Genomic DNA, 2,324 nt, shown 5'->3' on the forward strand with positions numbered 1-2,324 from the left:
GAGATGAGCCCGCGCAGGTCGCCGTAGCCGTCGTTGTTGGAGTCGGCGAATCCCCGCACCGACACCTCGTAGAACACCGCCGTCTTGAACCAGTGGGGCGTGCGCGGCGCGCCCTCGGCGAACGGGTCGGGAACCGCGCCCGCGCCGGTCCGGGCGCCCGCGGCCCCCGTGCGCGTGCGTCCTGTGCGTGTGCTTCCCCTGCCCCCGGTCCCCGTGCCCGAGCTTCCGGTGCCCGGGGTGCGTGTTCCCTCGGCCGGGCCGGTGACCTGGTCGGACGTGCTGCTGGCGGAGTCGTTCGGCTGGCCGTGCATGGGTCACCCCGGGTGTGTTGGAGACATCTAGATCAGCCCATCTAGATCAGCAATGCCCGCCACCGGCGCGGGCGACGTTCGCGACAGGCAACCATCCGCAAAAGATTCAGTACGGAGCGTGACCGGCGCGGCGGTTTCGGGAGCCCGCCGCCCCAGCCCGCCGGACGTGCGGGAGCAATGCCCGGACCAGATCGGCCGGGCCGCGCGGGACCGCCCGCCGCCCGTCCCCCCGGCCGGACGGTCATCGCCCGGCACCCGGCCGGGCACGGCCCGGGAAAGCCGCGCAAAAACCCGGCCGCCCGCGGCTCGCCGACTGGTGCTCCGGCTGTCGAAGACTTGCCGCGCGACGGTTGTGTCATGTCCGTGTTTTTAGATTCGCGGCTTTTTCTGTCGCAGGCCCCGGGTAGGTCGTTTCCAAGCTCAGAACCCGCCCCCACCGGCGGGTTCTGATCCGTTCGGGCGGTTTTCCGTCCAAAGTGATCGGAGGGACAGTGGAGCGCTGGGAGAAGTCGCCATCGGTCGTACCGACACGCGATTCGCTCGTGGCGCGGCTGCGCGTTCGCTTCGCCGACATTCCGGCTGAGAACGTGCGCCGCTGCGTCGACGACCTGTGGTGCTGCTGCACCCATCTCGGGGTGCGGCCCGAGGAAGGGACCATCGAACGCCTCGCCGCGTCCCGGCTGACCGGTGTCGTGCGGGGCGGCCGGCCGCCCTACCCGGACGGCCGGACGGTCACCAGACCGCCCGGCTCCTCCCTGACCGCTCCGCACCGGCGCGCGCCCGCGGCCGCCACAACACCGATCGGGATGTGAACCCATGAAGGACACGACCGTGCCGGGCCTGGACATCGAGACCCGGCGAGGGTTCATCGTGCTCAGCCTGCCCGCGCAGATCAGCTGGCAGAACTACGCGGGCGTCCGGGAGGGAGTCAGCAGAGCCCTGTCCATGGCGGCGGGGTCCATGGCGGCGGGGTCCGCGGCGGCGGGGTCCGTGGCGGCGGGCGGCCGCGCGCACGGGCGGCGGCGCACGGGGGTCGTCGTCGACTTCGGTGACACCGTGCTGCTGGACGCCGCCGGGCTGGTCCTGCTGGCCCGCGCCGAGACCCGCGCGCAGCTGCTCGGCTGCCCGCTGCGGGCCGTGGTGCCCGCCCTGTCCGCGCACGTGCGGCGGGCGCTGCACCTCACCGGGCTGGCGCGGCTCGTCCCGGTGTTCCCGGACGTCGCGTCGGCGACCGGCGCGCCGGTCCCGCCCGCGCCGGCGGGCCGCGCCGACACCGCGCACGTGCTGGACGCGATCCGCGCCCTGCACCCGGGGGACGCGGGACTGGCGCCGACGCCGCCCGCGCCGTCCGAGCTGATGATCACCACGACGGAGGCGGGGGACGGCGACCACACGGTCGTCCACCTGTCCGGCGTGCTGGACGAGGTGACGGTGCCCCGGCTCGGGGAGACGCTGACCACGCTGGTCGAGGGCAACCTGCGGCACCTCATGGTGCGGATGCACGAGCGGCTCGGCATCCGCTGCGACCCGCTGCCGATCCTGCTCGGCATCCGGTGGCGCGTCGCCGCCGAGGGCGGCTGCCTGGCGCTGCCCGCGCTGCCGGCCCGGCTCCGCGAGATCATCGACCGGGAGGGGCTCGGCTCGGTGTTCACCGGCTGCCGCTCCATCGAGGACCGCCTGCTCGGCGGCGCCGAGCCGGCCTGACGGCGCCGAGCCGCCCGGCGGCTCAGCTGCCGCCCGTCTGGCGCCGGCTCCGGGCGGCCCGGGACGCGGGCCGCGGTGAGGCGCCGCGCGATCGCGCGGTCGTCCCGTCCGCCCCGGCCATGCTCCCGTCCGCCCGGGCACCACTGGCCCGCACATGTCCGTCGTTCCGATCGAACGTGAGGATGTGTGCGGGCTTCGTGTGCGGGTCCAGGCGGACGTAGTTGGATTTGGTCCAGGTGTAGGTGGTGCCGTCGAGTTGGTCGGTGACGGTGTGGGGTTGGTGGGGGTTGTCGGGGAGGCCGAGGGCGG

3 protein-coding genes and 1 pseudogene are annotated in these 2,324 nt (G+C 74.3%); 2 read left to right on the forward strand and 2 right to left on the reverse strand.

Translation table 11 applies throughout. The features are described from left to right. Positions 1-311 (reverse strand): annotated as a pseudogene (locus CHF16_RS39060) (hypothetical protein); the annotation flags it as partial. Between the two features lie 542 nt (positions 312-853). Here CHF16_RS39060 and CHF16_RS39065 point away from each other — a divergent pair. Both CHF16_RS39065 and CHF16_RS39070 read left to right on the forward strand, forming a co-directional pair. Next, a complete protein-coding gene (locus CHF16_RS39065) occupies positions 854-1,123 on the forward strand; it encodes a hypothetical protein (protein ID WP_089331223.1) in 270 nt (89 codons plus the stop codon). A gap of 4 nt (positions 1,124-1,127) precedes the next feature. Then, positions 1,128-2,015: an STAS domain-containing protein gene (locus CHF16_RS39070; protein WP_089331224.1), complete on the forward strand. Its 888-nt coding sequence runs from the start codon at positions 1,128-1,130 to the stop codon at positions 2,013-2,015. Between the two features lie 22 nt (positions 2,016-2,037). On the opposite strand, the gene CHF16_RS41150 is transcribed toward CHF16_RS39070, so the two are convergent. Then, positions 2,038-2,324 (reverse strand): hypothetical protein (locus CHF16_RS41150; RefSeq protein WP_218827048.1); only part of this gene is annotated, 287 nt, incomplete at its 5' end.

It is taken from the genome of Actinomadura meyerae (assembly GCF_900188445.1).
In the GTDB taxonomy this organism is placed as follows: domain Bacteria; phylum Actinomycetota; class Actinomycetes; order Streptosporangiales; family Streptosporangiaceae; genus Spirillospora; species Spirillospora meyerae.